Source organism: Candidatus Poriferisodalis sp. (assembly GCF_965208925.1).
Taxonomy (GTDB): domain Bacteria; phylum Actinomycetota; class Acidimicrobiia; order Acidimicrobiales; family Poriferisodalaceae; genus Poriferisodalis.
On sequence record NZ_OZ242364.1, the window covers coordinates 1133504 to 1152258 of the forward strand.

Genomic DNA, 18755 nt, shown 5'->3' on the forward strand with positions numbered 1-18755 from the left:
GGGTGAGCAGCATCTGGCAGGTCGCCCGCGGGCTGAGGGCGTCATACCGCGACTCGGATCTGCGCAGCCGGGTGGCGTTGCTGAACGGCCGACTCGACAAGACGTACGCGCCGAGCGACGGCCCGAGTTCCGACCACGCCGAGACGGCAACGGAGTACTACGACATCTGCAGCCACCTCATGATCTACGGCTGGGGTGAATCGCTCCACTTCGCACCGCTGACTCCACAGGAGAGTTTGGAAGATTCCAAGCTTCGGCATCAGCGGCTGATGATCGGCAAGCTGGACTTGCGCGAGGGCATGTCGGTTATCGACGTCGGGTGCGGGATCGGCGGACCGATGCGGACGGTGGTCCGCGAAGCAGGTGTCAAGGTCACCGGCATCAACAGCAGCCAAGTCCAGCTGGCCAGGGCGAGGGAGTTGACCGCCGAAGCAGGCCTCGGCAACATGATCGACTACGTAGAGACCAGCTTCATGGACATGGGTGCCATCGAAGACGGCACCTACGACCGGGCCTACGCGATCGAGTCGACCTGTCATGCGCCGGACAAGGTCGGCGCATTCACCGAGATCTCGCGGGTGCTGAAGCCCGGTGCGCTGTTGTGGGGTCAGGAAATGTGCCTGACAGACACGTTCGATCCCGACAACGCGAATCATCAGGAGATCAAGCGAGAACTGATGCGCGGGATCGCGCTCAAGCAGATCGCAACATTCGCCGAAGTCAACCAAGCACTCGAAACAGCAGGATTCGAAGTCATCGAAGGAATTGACCGCGGAACCACAGCAAACGGATCGACAACGCCGTGGTATCAGCCCATGGAGGCGCGCAGCGGTACACGCCGCATCACCCTGCGAGGAACACCGTTGGGTCGACAACTCGCGATCCGGGCTGCACGCGTGGCTGAAACGTTGAGGATCCTGCCCAGAGGCACCGCCGAGATCGCCAAGCTGCTCGATCGCACCGCCGACGCCTACGTCGCCGGCGGCAAGACGGGAATCTTCACGACGCTGTACTGCTTCGTGGCCCGCAAGTCTCCCTGAGAGCCCCGCGGCACAGCCAACGGCGACAATCGGGCACGTCTGCTAGGAAACCCCGCATGAACATGCCTGCCATCTCGCTGGCCGCCGTGCGCGGCCGCCGTGAACGCACCCTGGAAATCGCCGCCGAGATCGAGCAACGAGGATTCAGCGGCATCTACTGCCCGTCCATGGGCGACCCAGTGGCGCTGTGCCAGGCGATCGCACACGTCACCAACGAGATCCACTTCGGCACCTCGGTGCAGCCGATCTACTTCCGCAACCCCGTCGACATGGCCTCGACCGCTGCGTTCATCCATGAGATCTCGGGCGGACGCTTCTGGCTGGGCATCGGCGTCACCCATGGCCCGGTGCACGAACGTCTCGGCATCACGCCCGGCAAGCCGCTCAGCGACATCCGCGAGTACATCGCTGAGATGCAGGCGGCGTCAGCGCAGCACGGCGAGCTGCCGCCGATCGTGCTGGCCACGCTGCGCCAGCGCATGGCCGAGCTGTCGGCCGAGATCAGCTCCGGAGCCGTGTGGGCGAACGCGAGCTGCAACGACTTCCAGAATTCGGTGGCGCACCTCGGCGACGCGGCGAGTCGCGATGACTTCTTCGTGGGGAACATGATCCCCACCGTCATCGATGACGACCGGGCCGCTGGAGCAGCCCGCAATCGCAAGACGCTCGCCGGCTACGTGTCACTGCCGAACTACCGGAACTACTGGAAGCAAGCGGGCTGGATCGACGAGATGGAAGCAGCCGAGACGGCGATCGCTGCGGGCGACACTGAGGCGCTGAACCGGGCGATGACCGACGAATGGTTGTCGAATGCAACGCTGTACGGCTCGGCCGCTCAGGTCCGTGACGGTGTCGAGGCATGGTTCGACGCCGGCTGCAAGACGCCGATCCTTGTGCCCTCCAGCACCAGCGGCGGCCAGCTCAAGGCGCTCGAGGAGCTCTTCGACACCTTTGCCTGAGACTTGACACCTGAGCATCTGGAGGCCAGGCGACAACTCGGTCACGCCACCGAGCACCGTTACGCTGCCGGGCATGCACATCGAGCTGTTCGGATTCGACACCACTCCTGAGCGCTTCGAGGCCAGCATCCGCGAGGCCTCCGAGCAGGGTTTCCGGCGCTACTGGACGCCGCAGATCTTCGGCCATGACGCGCTGACCACCATCGCCGTGGCCGGCCGCGGGGTGCCGGGCATCCGCCTCGGCACCGCGGTGGTGCCCACGTACCCGCGGCATCCCATGATGCTGGCCCAGCAGGCGCTCACGACCCAGGCCGTGATCGGCGGCCGGCTGGACTTGGGCATCGGCCCGTCGCACAAACCAGTAGTCGAGGGCATGTGGGGCTACTCGTTCGACCGGCCCATAGCGCACATGCGCGACTACCTGACGATCTTGACGAAGCTGATCACCGATCGTCGCGTCTCTCACGGCGGCGACGCGGTCGTCGGGCGCGGCGAGATCACTCCCCCTGCTGCCGACGCACCGCCCGTGTTCGTGGCGGCGCTGGGCAGCCAGATGCTGCGCCTGACCGCCCGCATGGCCGATGGCACGTTCACTTGGATGACCGGGCCCGCGACATTGCGGGATCACACCGCGCCGACCATCAACGAGGCAGCAGCCGAGGCCGGGCGGCCAGCGCCGCAAGTGGTGGCCGGCTTCCCGGTGTGCGTCACCGATGACACGCACACCGCCCGGGAGCGTGCCGCCAAGGACTTGGTGGTGTACGGAACGCTGCCCAGCTACCGGGCAATGCTCGACCGGGAAGGTCTCAGCGGGCCCGAAGACATCGCCGTCATCGGCAGTGCGGCCGAGGTCAGCGACCGCATCAATGCGCTGGCCGACTGCGGCGTGACGTCATTCGCCGGGTCGGCGTTCGGCACCCTCGACGAGCAGGCCGCCACCCGCGAGACCCTGATCGGCTTGCTGCGCTGATTCGGGGCCGCGGCGCAGGCCCACCAGCACCGCAATCAGCGCTGCCAAGCCGACGACAATGCTGGTCCACACGTTGATCCGCACGCCCCACAGCTCGTTGGCCGTGTCGATGCGCAGCAACTCGATCCACAGCCGCCCGACGGTGTAACCCAGCACGTACACCGCGAACAGGTAGCCGGTGCGCAGCTGCGGCAGCACCCTGGGAATCACCCAGACGAGCGTCGCCGCCAGGCACAGATTCCACAGGGCCTCATAGGCGAACGTCGGATGAAACGTCTCTTCGAGGCCGAAGCCCGCGACGCGGTGCGCCTCGTCGATCTCGAGCCCCCACGGCAGGTCCGTGGGACGGCCGTACAACTCCTGGTTGAACCAATTCCCCAGCCGGCCGATGGCCTGCGCCACCGCGAGCGCGGGCGCCAGCGCGTCGAGCATCGCCCCGGTGCTGTGCCCGCCACGGCGCAGCATCCACACCGCAACCAGCACGCCAACCGAGATGCCGCCCCAGATGCCCAGGCCGCCCTGCCAGATCTTCAGCGCATCGACGAGGTTGCCCTGGTATCGATCGAAGTCAGTGATGACGTGATACAGCCGGGCGCCGATCAGGCCGGCAGGAACCGCCCAGATTGCGATCGTCCCGACCAGGTCGTTGGCGGGAGCCCGGTACGCATCGTCCCGGTCTGCGATGGCCCTGCGCCAGCGGCGGGAAGTAATCCAGAGCGCGACCAGCACCGCCACTGCAATAGCAACGCCATAGGCTCGAATGTCCAGCGGGCCGAGCGAGATGTAGCTGCGCGACGGGCTCGGGATCGACGCCAAGAGCCCGCTCACGTCATGGCTGCGGCCGATGGCGCGACCGGCAGGAGCAGGAGATCACAGGCCATGAACGCCACAGAGTACGCAGGGTTGCGGGCTGCGGAAGGCGCGCGACTCAACGAGATCGCCGCGGATGCCGAACGATCGCCGGACATGTGGAGCCGGCGGGTCCCCAGCTGCGGGGACTGGACCCTCGAAGCGCTCATCGCGCACTGCGCCACGGTCTGGACATTTGTGCGCAGCAGCATCACCGCAGGAGCGCGCGTTGACCCCGCCACCGTCGCCAGACCTCCCGGTTCCGTGTCGCAGTGGCACGCAGACGCATTCGACGCACTCACCGGTCTCATGACTGGACGCCCGCCTGACGCCGAAGCTTGGACCTGGGATCCCGAAGAACAGTCCATGAGCTTCTGGTGGCGGCGCATGGCACACGAATGCACGATGCACCGGTGGGACGCTGAAGCCGCCCTGGGCATCACGCCGGCATCGATAGCACCCGAACTCGCTGTCGACGGTGTCGACGAACTCTTCGACGTCTACGTGCGCCTGAGACGACCGGACGCATTCGCCGGCAACGGCGAAACCGTGCACCTGCACGCCACCGACGCGCACGGAGAATGGGTCATCACCCGCACACCCGACGGCATGCAGGTCGAGCGTGCGCATGCGAAGTCCGATGTCGCGGCCCGGGGCCCGGCGCAGGACCTCCTGCTCTTCGTGTGGGGTCGCATCGGCCCCGACCGGCTCGAAACGTTCGGCCGTACCGACCTGCTGGACGATTGGCAGCGGGACGTGCGCTTCTGATGCAGCGCTACAGGCGCGCTCCCTCGTAGGCGGCGGCGCGGACGCCCCGCTCGGCTAGCTCAGTGAGCCACGGCAATGGATCGTCAAGCATGCCGAGCCCCCACGCCCCCGTCGGCAGTTCGTCGGCCAGTGCCCAGCCCGCAGCGGTGGCCGCCACCGCAGCAGCAGCAGCGCTCGGATGATCGATGACGCCGAGCACGTCGGTGCAGTGGCGGCCGTCTCGTACGCCGCGCAGCTCCACCCGTACGCCCCCCGGCCCGCCTTCGGGATGGGGCGGCCGCAACATCGGCAGCATGGCCGTGAGGCGATCGCGTCGCGTGCCCGCCACCCGGGCGGTTACCCGCTCGACATCACCGAACGCCGGCACCAGCAACAGCGCGTCCGCCAACGCCGCCCGGTAGCAATCGTGGGCGCCGAGCGGATCCGGGAACCACACAAGCTCCCGGCCCGATCCGCCGCGACGGCGACGCCACTGCCCGTCGCGCCAGTCCACCGATGTTCCAGTCCTGGCACGGTGCAGCTGCCGCTGGCATGCCGGGCCTCCGGTGCCGACCCGGGCGATGTGCACCTCGGTGACCAGCTCGAATCTGGCCGCGCCGTGGCGGGCGAGCAGGCAGCTGTACCCCGGCGAGAAGCCCGCACCCACCACGACGGACCGTTTGGCGTTCATGGCTCGCTTGTTCATATCCAGCAACTGCTCAACGTCGGCCACAGCACCCGACAGTGACACCACGTGCGCATGACGTTCGAGAGCCTTGTTGGCCAGCGCGGCGTGGCCGCCGCTCGGCAAGCTGAGCACGACTACGTCAGCTTCGGGCAATGCACCGGGTTCCAGCACCTCCACATCCACGTCGAGCAGCTGTGCAGCGAGGCCGCGCAGTCGAGCAGTGTGGCGCGATCCCAGCACGAGACGATCAACGTCGGGCCGTGAAGCCAGCTGGCGAGCGATTCGCTGCCCTACCGCGCCTGCGCCGATGACCGCGACTGTGCTCATGAAATTGGGCTCATGCGTTCAGCGATCACCGCAGGTCGGGCCCGGCCAGCTCCCGCCAGCTGCCTTCACGGCGAGGAATGTCCTGCGACGAACGCAGCCGCAGAACGACCGTGACTAATCCACCCACAACGACGGCGAGCAGCGCCCGACGCAGAAAGCTCACGGTGCCGGCTGCTGGTCCATGTGTGGGGCTAGATGGAATCGAACCAACGACCTCACCCTTATCAGGGGTGCGCTCTAACCGACTGAGCTATAGCCCCGCGGAGCCGCACACACTACAGCTCCCGCGCCGAGAGTTGCGGCCGCTGTGTCTGTCAGCGGGCGGGGGGGCGGCGTTCGTCTTCGAGGACGGTGACCCGAACGCCGCCGGTGAGATCGCTGATCAGGTTGAACATGATCGCCATGACCACGTTGAAGGCCACGCCAACCGTGGCCACGATGAGCCCGATGATCCTGGCGCGCCGGAAGATCACCATGCCGTCGATGGTCCAGCTCTCATAGGAGCCGACTTCGGTGATGAACGACTCCACCTTGTCGACGAGACCTGAGCGCTGCGCCGCATTCCAGAGCAGCACGCCCGCCGCCAGCACCGCGACATACAGGCACGCGTACAGCAGCACCGACACTTTGAACACCGACCACGGATCGATATGACGCAGGATCCGGTGGGTTCGCCGGACGCGGGCTCGACGCTGGCTCAACCATGTCCAGCGCACCGCCGGGGCCTCTTCGGAAGATGCGGAGGTTGAGGGGGGCGGCACCATCTGACCTTGCGACGGGGGGATCTGGGGCGGCACGGGAGCGCCGGGCGCCGGGTTCTGCGGAACGGGCGTGCGGCCACGGCGACGACGGGTGCTGCTCGCTGGGGTAATCCCCAGCGCCTCGGCGAAGAGTTCGTCGGTGGGAGTCGGCCCGCCCGGCTCCGGCGACGGCGGCTCCCCACCCGATGTCGCATCGGCCACGCTTCGCAGTGTAGGAGTCAGCCCGCGGCACCCCCGGTCGCCGGATCCGTCAATGGCAACGGTGCCGCGGCGCCAGCGGACGCCCGCTGGCCGTCGAGTTCCACCATGACCTCCACCTGCACCGTGCCATCACTGACACGCAGCTCGAACGATGCCAACTCCCCGCCGGCGTCGAGGGCCACGGCCGCCGCGACTGCGTCATCTGGGAGAGCGCCGTGTGCGATCGCGACGCCATCGGCGGCAACGAGTGTCGCCAGCGCTGCGGCATCCGCGGCGGCTTGGGCCCGTGAGCTCGCCAGCGCGGCCTGACCCCAGCGAGCCACCAGGCCAATGCTGACGAGCAGTGCAAGCGCCAGCAACGCCACCGGCAGCGCCGCCTGCCCGCCGTGATACCGTGAGCGCGTGGAGCCGGAGGGACTCGAATCCTCGACGTAGGGTGGCAAGCCGTGACGCCCTGGCACCTGCCAGCGGCCCCACAGAAACTCGACAGAGCCTCGGCATCTTCGGAAGCCGGGGCTCTGTCTCGTCGTGGGCATCGGCCGAAGCTATGCCGTCGAGCTCACCTCGCCCGCAGGGTTTTCGCGGGGCTCGCTGCCGGAATTGTCGCGCTCTGGAATGTCCGGAAGCTCCACCAGCGCGATGGCCACGACAGCCTCGTCGTCGTCGAGCGCCATGGCTCGCACGCCAGTCGCGAGGCGACCCTGTTGGGAAATCTCACTCACCGGCGTTCGGATCAACACGCCGCTGGACGACACCAACAGCACCTCATCGTCGGCGTCGACGAGACGGCCCCCCACTATGTGGGCTTCGGCATCAGGCAACTTGACGGCAATCACGCCGAGGCCGCCGCGACCCTTGCGTGGAAACTCGTTGGCCGCCGTGCGCTTTGCGGCTCCGGTGCTGGTCACCACCAAGAGGTCGCGGGCATCTTCGGGGTCCAATACGTCGGCCGAAGCCACCACGTCGCCCTCGCGCAACCGCATGGCCCGCACGCCGGCTGCGTTGCGGCCCATCGACCGGACGTCATCTTCAGCGAACCGCATGGCTTGGCCCGCTCGCGACACCACCAACACGTCGTCATTGCCGGATGTCTCGAGCACGCGCACGAGCTCGTCACCTTCACGCAGGCTCAGTGCGATCAAGCCATTGGCGCGGATGTTCTCGTACGCGCTCAACGGTGTCTTCTTCGCTTGACCGCGACGAGTCACAAACATCAGGTACCGATCCGACGGGAATTCCCGCGCTTCCACGACAGCCTCGACTCGTTCGTCAGCCGCGAGCTGTAGCAGGTTCACCAGCGCCGTGCCCCGGGCTGTGCGGTTGGTGAGAGGTACCTCGTAGGCCTTCAACCGGTGCACCCGGCCACGGTTGGTGAAACACAGCAGCCAGGCATGCGCTGTGGTCAGCAGGACGCGGACCACGACGTCGTCGTCCTTCAGCCGGGCGCCCTGCACCCCGCGGCCGCCCCGTCCCTGGGTGCGGAACATGTCCGGCGACGTCGCCTTCACGTATCCCTCACGCGTCAGCGTCACCACCAACGGCTCGTCCTCGATGAGATCCTCTGCGTCCATCTCGCCAGGATCGGTGACGATCTCGGTGCGGCGAGGCGTGTGATGCTCGTCGCGCAACGCGCTCAGCTCGTCGATGATCACCTGTCGCAGCCGCTCGTCCGAGCCCAAGATCGCTTCCAGCCCAGCAATCGTCTCGGTCAACTCGGCCAGCTCGGCGCTCAGCCGCGCGCGGCCCAGCCGGGTCAGGCGGCTCAGCTGCATGTCAAGGATGTGATTGGCCTGCTCGGCGCTGAACGACATCGGCTCGTCGCAGAGCGCCGCGAGTGCCGCGGCCCGATCGTCGCTGGCGCGTATCAGGGCAATGATCTCGTCGATCAGGTCGAGCGCGCGCAGCAGGCCCTGCACGATGTGTGCTCTCGCCCTGGCTTCGTCCAGCCGGTGCTGGCTGCGCCGCGTCACCACCTCGATCTGGTGGTCGACATACGCGACCAGGGCTTCCCTGAGATTGAGCGTGCGGGGCACCCCGTCGACCAGCGCCACCATGTTCACGGCAAAGCTGGACTGCAGCGGCGTGTGCTTCCACAGGTTGTTCAGCACCACGTTCGCCGGCGCCGACGGTCGCAGCTCGATGACGAACCGCATCTCACCCCGTGCGGACTCGTTGCGCAGCGCAGTGACGCCTTCGATGACCTTGCGGTTCACCGCATCGGCGATCTTGCGCTCGATGTTCTCGATGGAGGTCTGGTACGGGATCTCGGTGACCACGATGCTCGGCCGCTTGCCGTTCTCGATGATCTCGGCTCGGGCCCGCAGCTTCACTGAGCCGCGTCCGGTTGCCATGGCTTCACGGGCGCCGGCTCGGCCGAGCATCCGCCCGCCAGTCGGGAAGTCGGGCCCGTGCACGAACTCCATCAATTCCTCAACGGAGGCCTCGGGACTCCCGATGAGGTGAATCGTGGCGTCGATGATCTCGCCGAGGTTGTGCGTGGGGATGTTGGTGGCCATGCCCACCGCGATGCCTTGGCTGCCATTGACGAGCAGGTTCGGGAACCGCGACGGCATCACCATCGGTTCGGTGCGGGAGCCGTCGAAGTTCGCAGCGAAGTCCACCGTCTGCTCATCGATGCTCTCGGCCATGGTCATGGCCAGGTCGGTCAGGCGGCACTCGGTATAGCGGTAGGCAGCAGGCGGGTCCGACGGCGAGCCGAAGTTGCCATGCGGATCGATCAAGGTGTTGGCCAAGCTGAACGACTGACCCATCCGCACGAGCGCGTCGTAGATCGATCCGTCGCCGTGAGGGTGGTAGTTGGCGATGACATCGCCGACCACCGTGGCGCATTTCTTGTGGGGCCGGTCCGGCCGCAGACCGGTGTCGAACATCGACCACAGGATCCGGCGGTGCACCGGCTTCAGGCCGTCACGCGCATCGGGCAGCGCCCGCGAGGTGATGACCGACATGGCGTAATCCAGGAACGACTGCTCCATCTCGGTCTGGATCTCGACGTCCACAATGCCGATGCCGCCGGCTGCAAGCGAGCCGTCGCTGCCGATGCCGCCGGCTGCAAGCGAGCCGTCGCTGCCGATGGCGCCGCTCTCGTCAGGCGAGCCAGGGCTGGTGTCGGGTTCGCCGTCGCTCATGGCGCTTCCAGCCGGATCCGTCTGCCTGCCACGATCAGACGTCGAGGAAGCGAACGTCGCTGGCGTTGTCCTGGATGAAGCCCCGGCGGGCATCCACGTCGTCGCCCATGAGGACGCTGAAGATGCGGTCAGCTGTGACGGCCTCTTCGAGTGAGACGCGCAGCAAGGTCCGGCTGGCTGGGTCCATGGTGGTGTCCCACAGCTCCTGGGCATCCATCTCGCCGAGACCCTTGAGGCGTTGGAACTCGTTGCGGTGGTTGGGCCGGTCCGACAGGAAGGCGTCCTTGGCCCGGTCGTCCTTGAGATACACCGTCTCGGTGCCGACCTTGGTGGAGTACAGCGGCGGCTGGGCGATGTACACATAGCCGCCCGAGAGCAGCTTGCGCATCCGATGAAAGAAGAACGTCAGCAGCAGCGTCCGGATATGGCTGCCGTCGACATCGGCATCGCACAGCAGGATCACCTTGTGGTAGCGGATCTTGGTGTCGTCGAAACCGTTCTCGCCGGTCGCGCCATCGACGCCGGCACCGATCGCTGAGATCAGCGCGCTGATCTCGTTGTTGTCAAAGATGCGCTCGGGACGGCTTCGCTGAACGTTGAGGATCTTTCCCCGGATCGGCAAGATCGCCATAGTCGCGGGGTCGCGCGCTTCCTTGGCCGATCCCCCGGCCGAGTCGCCCTCCACGATGTACAACTCGGCCTCTTCAGGGTCGCCTGAGGAGCAGTCGGTGAGCTTGCCAGGCAGGCCGACACCCCCCAGGGCCGACTTGCGCACTGTATTGCGCGCCTTCTGCGCGGCGATGCGTGCCCGGCGAGCATCGATGGCCTTGCCGGTCACCAGCTTGGCCTCGGTCGGATGTTCTTCGAGCCATTCGCTGAGCCCGCTGTAGGCGGCCTTCTGAACGAGGCTGCGCATAGCGGTGTTGCCCAGCTTTGCCTTGGTCTGACCTTCGAACTGCGGTGCTTCCAAGCGAACGCTCACCACCGCGGTGAGGCCCTCGCGGATGTCATCGCCCTGAAGGTTGTCGTCGTCGGGGCGCAGCATCTTGCGATCACGGGCGTAGTTGTTCATCGCGGACGTCAGCGCCGAGCGGAAACCCTCGGCATGCATGCCGCCCTCGACCGTGTTGATGCCGTTGGCGAAGCTGTGAATGCCATCGGTGTTGAAGCCGGTGTTCCACTGGAAGGCGATCTCCACCTCGTCGCCGTCTTCGGCTGCCGAGAGGAATCCAACCTCGTCGAACAGCGCTTCGGACGACTCATTGAGATGGCGGACGAAGTCGCGGATGCCGCCTGGGTAGCAATACTCGTGGCGGACTGGTTCGGGTCGCCGCTCGTCGGTGAAGCCGATGCAGAGGCCGGCGTTGAGAAACGCCATCATCTGCAGCCGCTCGGTCAGGGTCTGGGCCCGGAATTCGACGTGATCGAACACCGTCGAATCGGGTTTGAACGTGATGGTGGTGCCGGTGCTGCCCTCAGGCGACGGACCGATGTCGGTCAGCTCGCCGACCGGCTCGCCTCCATCGCGGAACTGCAGCTTCCAGCGCCGGCCATCCCGATCGATGACGGCTTCCAGTTCGGAGGACAGGGCGTTCACCACGGACACGCCGACGCCGTGCAGCCCGCCCGACACCTTGTACCCGGTGCCGCCGAACTTGCCGCCGGCGTGCAGCACCGTCAGGACCACCTCGGCGGCCGACTTCTCGGGATACTGCGGATGAGCCTCGACGGGGATGCCGCGACCATTGTCGGTGACGCTGCACGTGCCGTCTGCTCGCAGGGTGACTTCGATGGAGCTGCAGTGCCCTGCCATTGCCTCGTCGACGGCGTTGTCCACCACCTCGTAGACGAGATGGTGAAGACCTCCGGGGCCGGTCGAGCCGATGAACATCCCAGGACGTTCACGGACCGGCTCGAGACCCTCGAGCACCGTGATCGCATCGGCGTTGTAGTCGCCGGCAACGATGTCGTCAGCGCCGCCTGCACCCACCATGCCGTCGCCGGTGCGTGCCGACGCGGGTGCCAGGGTCGTGTCGGTCACAGTGCGGCCAGTCTACCGGACGGGGGGCGATTCTCGGTGAAGGAGCACCCGATTCAGTACCAGTAAACCCGCAGGTCAGAGACGTTTTTTGTGTCCAGCTCCAGGATGGACACGGAGGTGCAGCTCAGAGATCGCAACCGCTCCCGATTCGGCGTTCAGCGCGGCCAGAATCCGGTTCGAGTGGTAGCGCAATTCGGTCGCCCAGGCGGGATCGTCGACAACGACCGTCAACCGGCCAGCTTCGAGCCGTTCGGGCTGCGCGTGCACCGCGATGGCCTCGCCGACGGCCTCGGTCCAGCGCTCGTTGAGGTCGATCGCGCGGCCCCGCGAACCGAAACCGGCAGTAACCGCCTTGAGCGAATCGCCGATCGACCGCGGCTCACGGCCGCCTGTTGCGCGACGGCGTTTCTTCATCCTGAGATCACCTCGCCGTCGCGGATCTGGACATGGCTGTGGGCTTCGATTCCGGAAGGAACGTGACCAGTGGCCGAGGTGACCACAGTCTGCGCGGCAGGCAGGCAAGCGACGAGACGTCGGGCCCGGCCTTCGTCAAGTTCGGAGAACACGTCATCCAACAGCACAACCGGCTCGATCCCGCTGGTCTGCGCTGCATACCGGTGCTGGGCCAACCGCAGCGCCAAGGCAATGCTGCGCTGCTCCCCTTGCGAGGCGTGAGTGCGTGCCGGCAGGCCGTCCAGGCAGATCGTCATGTCGTCGCGGTGCGGGCCCACGGTGGTGGTGCCGCGCCGCAAGTCGTCCGGGCGGGCCTGCGCCAGTGAGGTCGCGAGGCCGCTGTCGCGCCACTCAGCCGCGTAGGACAGTCTCAGACTCGCATCGCATCCGGCGAGCTGGCAGTACGCGTCCTGGGCCGGAGATGCCAACGCTGTGCACAGCGCGTCGCGCCGTTGCGCGATGGCCTCGCCGACGTCCGCGAGCTGCGCATCCCAGACATCAAGCGTTGCGAGGGCCTCGTCGTCGGCGCGATGACCGGTCTGCTTCAGGAGGTTGTTGCGCTGCCGCAGCACCCGCTCGAAATCGAGCCGCTTTGCCCGGTATTCACGGTCAGTACTGGTCAGAACATTGTCGAGCAGCTCACGCCGCACTGAAGGTCCGCCCGCAGCGATCGACAGGTCGGCCGGGCAGAACACCACTGTGCTGACCACATCGGCGAGGTCGCGCAATGACCGGACCCGCTGCCCGTTCACCTGCGCCCGCGATCTGCCGGCCGCTGCGATCTCCATCTCCACCAGGCGCGTCCGGCGCTCTCGCCGGATCTCAGCACGCACGAAGGCCTGATCGCAGCCGGAACGCACCAGCGTCTCCGCACTCGCCCCGCGGAACGAACCCGAGCCATCCAGCAGTGCGATGGCTTCCAGCAGATTGGTCTTGCCGTGTCCGTTGGGCCCGACTACGAGCGTCCGCTCTGCGTCGAGCGGCAGCTTGGTGGACCGGTGGTTCCGGAAATTCTCGATGCTCAGCCAAGCAATGATCACGACACCCGGACGGGCATCAGCAGATACAGGAATTCGCCCTGCCCGGGCGTCCGCAGCACAGCGGGCTTCAGGGCATCCAGACGCACCAGCTCGACAGTGTCGCCGCCAGCCGCGTCGAGCCCTTCGATGAGGTAGTCGGGATTGAAGGCAACAGTGGTCGGCTCTCCCTCGTAGCTGGCATCAACTTCCTCGCTCGCGCTGCCGACATCCTGACTGATGACCGTCAGTTCGATGCTGTCAGGACGCAGCTCCATTCGCAGCGGCGCATTGGTGTCACGGGCCAGCAGGCGCAGCCGGCGTGCTCCGTCAAGCAACGCAGCTCGGTCTACCTCCAGCCGGTTGTCGTGAGAATCGGGAATCAACGGCTCGTAGCTGGGGAAGTCACCCGCGATGAGACGGCACGTCACCTGGGCCGATTGAGCATCGTCACTGACTTCGAAGGAGACCTCCCGTTCTCCGAGCCGCATGGTCACGTCTTTGCTGGAATCGAGGATGCGACCCAGTTCCTCCAGAGCCCGAGACGGCACCAGTACCTGCTGTCCTGGGTCGAGCACCTGAGCCTCGGGCAGGTCCCGCAGGGCGAGCCGGTACGAGTCGGTCGCCACCAGCCGCAATCCGTCGCCGCGAGCCGCCATGAGCACACCGGTCAGGATCGGCCGGGCATCATCCGAACTTGCTGCGCGGACCACTTGGCGGAAGGCCTGTGCCAAGTCGCCAGCGGGCACCGTGACGTCGTCTCCCGTCGGTCGCGGAAGGGTGGGGAAATCGGCAGTCGGCAGCGTCCGCACGGAGAACTGCGCTCTCGCGCTGGTGATCTGGACTTCGTCATCGTGAACCTGAACATCCACTTCGCCCGGAGGCAACGCTCGAGCGATGTCGGTCAGCAGCCGGGCCGGCACCACGGCTTCGCCCTCCGCCTCCACTGCCGTACGCAGCTGCGTACGAACAGTGAGATCGAGGTCGGTGCCCGTGACCGTCAGACCCTCACTGTCGGCTCGCAGGTGCAATCCAGTCAGCACGAACAAGCCGCCGCCGCGCACATTGACCCCCCGACTCGCCAAAGTCAGCTGGTCGACCAGTGCGTCTCGTTCAATGCGCAATTTCACGGGCAGTTCTCCTTGGCCGTGCAAGACCGATGAGACAGATCATCCTCAATGAGAAGGTTGAGACTTATTCGGTAGTGGTTGTAGGGGCTGTGAATTGTGGATATCCAGCCGTTGTCGCAGATCAGCGCCACGTGGCCTGTCAACAGTCTTGCCTGCGCGTCCACAGTTGCACCCTTCCTTTTCTTGCACGGCCGGCGCGATCGTGGAAAAGCACGACTTTTCCCGAGGTTTGTCGAGAACTTTTCCACTCATTGTCCACAGCGTGTGGAGACACCCTAGATCCAGTCACCGGCCCCGCAGCGGACAGCACCCGGCGGATCAGCCTCAAGCAGCCCGAACGCGCGCTATCAGTTGAGCGACCTGGTCGTACACCTTGCGTTCAGCAGGCAGCAGGCTGTTGATTTTCTTGACGGCATGCATGACGGTCGTGTGATCTCGCCCGCCGAAGACACTGGCAATCGCCGGGTAACTCAGGTCGGTGAGTTCCCGCATGACGTACATGCTGATCTGGCGAGCGTTGACCAGGCCTTGCTGACGGCGCTGGCTGGTGAGCTCACTCACGTCGTAGCCGAACATGTCTGCGGTCATGTTCAGAATCCGGTCGGTAGTGATCGGCGTCTCCTGCGGCTCACGGACATCGCTCAGGATCTGCTGTGCCATCTCCAGCGTGACAGGATTCCTGGTGAGGCTGGCGTACGCCGTGACGCGCACCAGCGCGCCCTCGAGTTCGCGGATGTTGTTCGTGATGAGATGTGCGATGTGCTCGAGCACTTCATCGGGCACATGGCCGTGCTCAGTCTTCTTCCGCAAGATGGCCACTCGGGTTTCGAGATCGGGCGGCTGGATGTCAGTGATCAAGCCCCATTCGAATCGGCTGCGCAGGCGATCCGACAGAGTGGAGATACTGCGAGGCGGGCGGTCGGAAGAGATCACGATCTGGCGACCGGCGACATGCAACGAGTTGAACGTGTGGAACAGTTCCTCCTGCAGGCCTTCCTTGCCCTCCATGAACTGAATGTCATCGAGCAGCAGCACATCGAGTTCGCGGTAGCGCCTCTTGAACGCCGGCGTCGTGTTCGTGCGGATGGCTTCGATGAACTCTGAGAGAAAGGTCTCCGTAGAGACGTATCGGACACGATGCCCCGGCAGGGTGGTGCCGAGGAAGTTCACAATGGCCTGCAGCAAGTGGGTCTTGCCGAGGCCGGTGCCGCCGTGAATGAACAGGGGGTTGTAGGCGATGCCGGGGGTCTCGGCAACTGCAAGTGCCGCCGCCTGCGCGAACCGGTTGCTGCTGCCAGTGACGAAACTCTCGAAGGTGTACCGGGGATTGGTGATGTCAACGCCCGGCACTCTGCGAGGCGTTGCGCTGGTATCTGACGCCGGCGTCTCGGTGACGGCGCTCTCGATTTCTGCCGGCGGGCGGGCGGAACCGGTCGCAGGGTGCCAGGTCTCGTCGTCGCCCGGGCTCGCAGCATCACCTTCGGGCGTCGCGTCCACGTCGTGCGGGTCTGCATCGGTGCCGTTGGCGCTGTCCAGATCGCCGAGCTCGGGACGGGTCTCGATCTCATAGGTCTGGGGGCGTACGGGCAGTTGCTCGAAGGCGGCGTGAAGCATGGGGATGTACCGCCGCTGGATGCGATCTCGGATCATGTTGCTCGGCGCGATCAGCACGGCCAGTTCCGTGTCGATATGCAGTGCCTGCAAGTGGCGGAAGTAGCCCAGCCAGAGCGCGTCGGACACGGTCGCTCGCAGAATGTCACGGCACTGCGACCACAGCTCGTCGGTATTCGCGCGGGTGGTCTCGGGCGCTGCTGGTGCGGTACCGGAAGTCATATGAGCAGCCGGAGATGTATCCGAAGCCACATGAGCAGCCGTCAGGGAATCCTCCGAGTGCGAGATGTGGTGCTGATCCTCAGGTTCATGCGCTGTGGCACCTGCCTGCGGAGTACTCACCACGACAACCTCGTTCGCCTCTGTCCGTCGTGCACCCGGGGAACCTGTTGTTCGCCTGCGGGGCACCAAGCGGCATCCGGTGGTCGGAACCTATGGCCGCGTCGGTACTGCTGCAAGCGCGTCTTTGGGCGTCTGCACCCTGTGCGACTTGACGGGGGCTTGGCAGTTCAGCGACAGGTCCCTAACACCCGCATAACAAGGGGATGACATCGAAGTTTGCTGCTCTGGTGACGAGCGCTGTCGCCGGTGTCCGGCACGCCGGAGACGGCTCGGTGCGCGAGCGCCGGCCGTCGTCGCGCGCGCTCGGGCCGACACCGACGCGCGGAAGGCGTGCCTCACCGCGCATCGAAGGGGACCGGCACCCGTAGGCTGTCAGTGCTCTCGGGTCGACACCCGGGCACGCTCCGGCCGCCGCACCGCATTTCGCGGACCTGCCCGCGGCCTGAACTTCCAGGAGGCTGCAGCGTGAAGCGCACGTACCAACCCCATAACCGCAGACGGGCCCGCCGCCACGGCTTCCGCCATCGCATGTCCACTCGTGCGGGCCGGGCGATCGTGAACGCTCGCCGACGCAAGGGCCGGCAACGGCTGAGCGCCTGATCGATTCGTGCCGCAGCAGGGCCGACTTCGCAGCACTGCGCCGCGGTCGTCGATTCGACAGCGAGCTGCTGTGGTTGACCTTCTCGGCCGACCGCAGTCTGAGCGGGCCGCGCGTGGCGTTTGCGCTCAGCCGACACCGGGGTACTGCAGTGGTGCGCAATCGACTTCGCCGCCGGCTGAGAGCACTGTTTCGCGAATTCGCAACCGATCTGGCGCCCGGCCGCTATCTCGTCGGCGTGCGCGTGGCAGCATCGATGCTGACCTACCGGCGGACTCGAGCCGAATTGACGCGATTGCTGTCAGCCGCCGGAGCCCTGAGCGACTCGGGCAGCAGCCGACCGTGACATCGGGGCCGCTCGCTCGGGTGCTGATCGCCGCGGTCAAGCTGTATCGAACACTCCCCCGCTCACGACTGCCGTCGTGCCGCTTCGATCCGACGTGCTCGCAGTACGCGCTCGACGCCCTGCGCACATGGGGTGCGGCACGCGGCGGCTGGCTGGCATTCCGGCGCATCTGCCGTTGCCACCCCTGGGGCGGCTGGGGCTACGACCCGGTGCCGGAGGCGGACGATCAACCTCGTCGAGATCACCGTGCGGTCGCGACGACGGGACTCTTGGAGCACTGATGTTCGACTGGGCTGACCCGATATTCGACGGCATTGCCGGCGTCATGGCGTGGTTCTATTCGCTGGTCAACGACTACACGTTTGCCATCGCGATGCTCACGCTGGCGATCATGCTGCTGTTCACCCCGCTCACCCTGCGGGGTGCCCGCTCGATGACGAAGATGCAGGCGCTGCAGCCGGAAATGGCTCAGCTGCGCAAGAGGTTCGCCGGCGATCGCCAGAAGCTCAACGAAGAAATGATGAAGCTGTACCAGTCCCATGGGGTGAGCCCCTTGGGCGGCTGCTTGCCGAACCTGGTGCAGATCCCGATCTTCATCGTGCTGTACCGCGTCATCTGGAACCTGCGCATACCCGATGACAACCTCGCACTGCCGGAGGGCGAGCGTTTTCCCCGCAATCTGAGTCCTGATTCGCAGATGTACGAGGACATCGTCGCTGCTGGCGGCGAGATGCGGTCCTTGGGAATGGACTTGTCGGAGACGGCAAAAGATGTGGTCCAGGCAGACTTCGTCGAAGGGTTGCCGTACCTGGGACTCATCGCGGTGACGTTCCTGCTGGCTTGGCTCCAGCAGCGCCAGATGGCGGCGCGACGTGGCAACGCGGCCATGCCGAACCGCCAGATGGAAATCATGATGAAGTACCTGCCGTTCATGCTGCCGGTCTTCAGCTTCTTCGTGCCGGCAGCGCTGGTGCCCTACTTCATCGTGTCCAGCATTTACCGGATGCTGCAGCAGGCGTTCATACACGCCAGGATGAAGCCGCCCGCGCCGCTCGTGGGTGCCGATTCAGATGACGACGTCATCGAGGCCGAGACAGTCCCGGAGCCAGAGCCGCCGCGTCAAGTGCCGAATCAGCGCTCGCGCAAGGCCCTTGATGCCGAGGCGGAGCGCCGAGCGGAGCGTGAGCGTCGCCGCGCAGAGCGACGCGAGAGCTCACAGAACTCGTCGGGCGACGGCGCACCAACGCCTGCGCAGCCGGAACCTTCTGCATCTCCCACGATTCGCCGGACTCGCTCATCGGAAGAACGAGTTGTCGATGCGCGCAAGCGAGCACGTCGAAGCGCTGGCTCCTCAAATCAGGATCAAGACCGGCATCAGACCCGCGAGCGCGGCCGGCGGCGCGGGCGTGCCGAACCAGAGCCGGAATCGAAGCCCATCCAGAGTCGCCGTACCTCAGGAGACGGCAGGACCCGCAATCGCCGCAAGCGATGAACGCACCGACAACTGCTGCGGAGAGTTAGGCGCTG

General features: G+C 66.0%; 18 protein-coding genes and 1 tRNA gene. 8 read left to right on the forward strand and 11 right to left on the reverse strand.

The window, feature by feature from the left end; genetic code table 11:
- The first annotated feature begins 2 nt into the window (after positions 1-2).
- The 3 genes from ACOGI5_RS04900 to ACOGI5_RS04910 all read left to right on the forward strand — a co-directional run bounded on the left by ACOGI5_RS04900 (position 3) and on the right by ACOGI5_RS04910 (position 2969).
- Positions 3-1040, forward strand: a complete 1038-nt coding sequence (locus tag ACOGI5_RS04900; RefSeq protein WP_419863344.1) for a methyltransferase domain-containing protein — start codon at positions 3-5, stop codon at positions 1038-1040.
- Between the two features lie 56 nt (positions 1041-1096).
- Entirely contained in the window at positions 1097-1999 is a 903-nt protein-coding gene (locus tag ACOGI5_RS04905; protein WP_419863345.1) for an LLM class flavin-dependent oxidoreductase, read from the forward strand.
- A 73-nt stretch (positions 2000-2072) separates the two neighbouring features.
- Positions 2073-2969, forward strand: coding sequence for a TIGR03564 family F420-dependent LLM class oxidoreductase (locus ACOGI5_RS04910; RefSeq protein ID WP_419863346.1), 897 nt, complete (start codon positions 2073-2075; stop codon positions 2967-2969).
- Here the strand turns inward: ACOGI5_RS04910 and lgt are convergent.
- Positions 2892-3797, reverse strand: coding sequence for a prolipoprotein diacylglyceryl transferase (gene lgt, locus ACOGI5_RS04915; protein ID WP_419863347.1), 906 nt, complete (start codon positions 3795-3797; stop codon positions 2892-2894). The two genes, ACOGI5_RS04910 and lgt, sit on opposite strands and share 78 nt — an antisense overlap.
- A gap of 51 nt (positions 3798-3848) precedes the next feature.
- Between lgt and ACOGI5_RS04920 the strand changes: the two genes are divergently transcribed.
- Complete coding sequence (locus ACOGI5_RS04920) at positions 3849-4586, forward strand: maleylpyruvate isomerase family mycothiol-dependent enzyme (protein ID WP_419863348.1); 738 nt, start codon at positions 3849-3851, stop codon at positions 4584-4586.
- 7 nt (positions 4587-4593) lie between these two features.
- On the opposite strand, the gene ACOGI5_RS04925 is transcribed toward ACOGI5_RS04920, so the two are convergent.
- From ACOGI5_RS04925 to dnaA, 10 genes are all read right to left on the reverse strand, one after another.
- On the reverse strand, positions 4594-5580 hold the full coding sequence (locus ACOGI5_RS04925; RefSeq protein WP_419863349.1) for an NAD(P)-binding domain-containing protein: 987 nt from the start codon (positions 5578-5580) through the stop codon (positions 4594-4596).
- A 186-nt stretch (positions 5581-5766) separates the two neighbouring features.
- Positions 5767-5840: transfer RNA gene (locus ACOGI5_RS04930), tRNA-Ile, on the reverse strand.
- Between the two features lie 54 nt (positions 5841-5894).
- Positions 5895-6542: a DUF3566 domain-containing protein gene (locus ACOGI5_RS04935; protein ID WP_419863350.1), complete on the reverse strand. Its 648-nt coding sequence runs from the start codon at positions 6540-6542 to the stop codon at positions 5895-5897.
- 17 nt (positions 6543-6559) lie between these two features.
- A complete protein-coding gene (locus tag ACOGI5_RS04940) occupies positions 6560-6985 on the reverse strand; it encodes a hypothetical protein (protein ID WP_419863351.1) in 426 nt (141 codons plus the stop codon).
- Between the two features lie 102 nt (positions 6986-7087).
- Positions 7088-9691: a DNA gyrase subunit A gene (gene gyrA, locus ACOGI5_RS04945; RefSeq protein ID WP_419863352.1), complete on the reverse strand. Its 2604-nt coding sequence runs from the start codon at positions 9689-9691 to the stop codon at positions 7088-7090.
- Positions 9692-9725: 34 nt separating this feature from the next.
- Positions 9726-11684, reverse strand: coding sequence for a DNA topoisomerase subunit B (locus tag ACOGI5_RS04950; protein WP_419865430.1), 1959 nt, complete (start codon positions 11682-11684; stop codon positions 9726-9728).
- Between the two features lie 123 nt (positions 11685-11807).
- Positions 11808-12146, reverse strand: a complete 339-nt coding sequence (locus ACOGI5_RS04955) for a DciA family protein (protein ID WP_419863353.1) — start codon at positions 12144-12146, stop codon at positions 11808-11810.
- A complete protein-coding gene (gene recF / locus ACOGI5_RS04960) occupies positions 12143-13225 on the reverse strand; it encodes a DNA replication/repair protein RecF (RefSeq protein WP_419863354.1) in 1083 nt (360 codons plus the stop codon). Before recF ends, ACOGI5_RS04955 begins: the two co-directional genes overlap by 4 nt.
- Positions 13222-14331: a DNA polymerase III subunit beta gene (gene dnaN, locus ACOGI5_RS04965; RefSeq protein WP_419863355.1), complete on the reverse strand. Its 1110-nt coding sequence runs from the start codon at positions 14329-14331 to the stop codon at positions 13222-13224. The genes recF and dnaN overlap by 4 nt, the downstream gene beginning before the upstream one ends.
- Positions 14332-14655: 324 nt before the next feature.
- Entirely contained in the window at positions 14656-16350 is a 1695-nt protein-coding gene (dnaA, locus tag ACOGI5_RS04970; RefSeq protein WP_419863356.1) for a chromosomal replication initiator protein DnaA, read from the reverse strand.
- A 399-nt stretch (positions 16351-16749) separates the two neighbouring features.
- Between dnaA and rpmH the strand changes: the two genes are divergently transcribed.
- Genes rpmH through ACOGI5_RS04990 form a run of 4 tightly spaced genes read left to right on the forward strand, consistent with a single transcriptional unit; the run spans position 16750 to position 18720 of the window.
- Positions 16750-16884, forward strand: coding sequence for a 50S ribosomal protein L34 (rpmH, locus tag ACOGI5_RS04975; protein ID WP_323673719.1), 135 nt, complete (start codon positions 16750-16752; stop codon positions 16882-16884).
- The gene (gene rnpA / locus ACOGI5_RS04980; protein ID WP_419865431.1) at positions 16884-17228 is read left to right on the forward strand and encodes a ribonuclease P protein component; all 345 of its coding nucleotides are present in this window, start codon (positions 16884-16886) and stop codon (positions 17226-17228) included. The genes rpmH and rnpA overlap by 1 nt, the downstream gene beginning before the upstream one ends.
- Positions 17225-17509: a membrane protein insertion efficiency factor YidD gene (gene yidD, locus ACOGI5_RS04985; protein ID WP_419863357.1), complete on the forward strand. Its 285-nt coding sequence runs from the start codon at positions 17225-17227 to the stop codon at positions 17507-17509. Before rnpA ends, yidD begins: the two co-directional genes overlap by 4 nt.
- Positions 17509-18720: a YidC/Oxa1 family membrane protein insertase gene (locus ACOGI5_RS04990; protein WP_419863358.1), complete on the forward strand. Its 1212-nt coding sequence runs from the start codon at positions 17509-17511 to the stop codon at positions 18718-18720. Before yidD ends, ACOGI5_RS04990 begins: the two co-directional genes overlap by 1 nt.
- Positions 18721-18755 lie beyond the last annotated feature (35 nt).